The following is a 667-nucleotide window of genomic DNA, read 5'->3' as shown; positions in this document are numbered from 1 at the left end:
GAATCGAACCCGCGACATCCAGTTTACAAAACTGGCGCTCTACCAACTGAGCTAAGCCGGCCCGCGTGTGCGGTGTCCGGCCCTTATGTCCAGCCTCGCGCCGGGACGCAAGACGACCTTGCATGCGGTGGCAGACAAAACGCACCATCTGGTCTGTCTTGTCGGTAGCGATTTTGACATAGCCCAGGTAACCGGTGTCTTTTTCTCTTCGGTAGATTATTTGGTAAGACCAGATTCGCGAGGCGATCCAACGTCTCCGTATTGAGGACCAGTGAAGGACGTCATGGCTCATCCGCTCAAGCTCAATCCCAACCGTCTGTTCCCGGCCGACGCCGACACCCGCGCGGTCGCGCGACGCCTCTATGCCGAGATCAAGGGCCTGCCGATCATCAGCCCGCATGGCCATACGGATCCCAGCTGGTTCGCCACGAACCAAGCCTTCGCCAATCCGGCCGAACTGCTGATCACGCCCGACCACTATGTCTTTCGCATGCTGCATTCGCAGGGGATGGCGATGGAGGACTTAGGCGTTCCGCGCGCCGACGGCGGCCCGTTTGAGACCGATCCGCGCACGATCTGGCGCCGCTTCGCCGAGAACTATCACCTGTTCCGGGGCACGCCGTCGCGCATGTGGCACGACTGGGTCTATGCCGAGGCCTTCGGCATC

The 667-nt window shown here is 61.0% G+C and carries 1 protein-coding gene; it reads left to right on the top strand.

The annotated features are described in order from the left end of the window. Positions 1-283: 283 nt before the first annotated feature. A partial coding sequence (locus ACK4S7_RS13085) for a glucuronate isomerase (protein ID WP_409647683.1) occupies positions 284-667 on the top strand: 384 nt, incomplete at its 3' end.

This window comes from Sphingorhabdus sp., from assembly GCF_046292425.1.
Classification (GTDB): domain Bacteria; phylum Pseudomonadota; class Alphaproteobacteria; order Sphingomonadales; family Sphingomonadaceae; genus Sphingorhabdus_B.
Note: the sequence above shows the minus strand (reverse complement) of the source record. Positions and strands in the feature narration are given on the sequence as shown.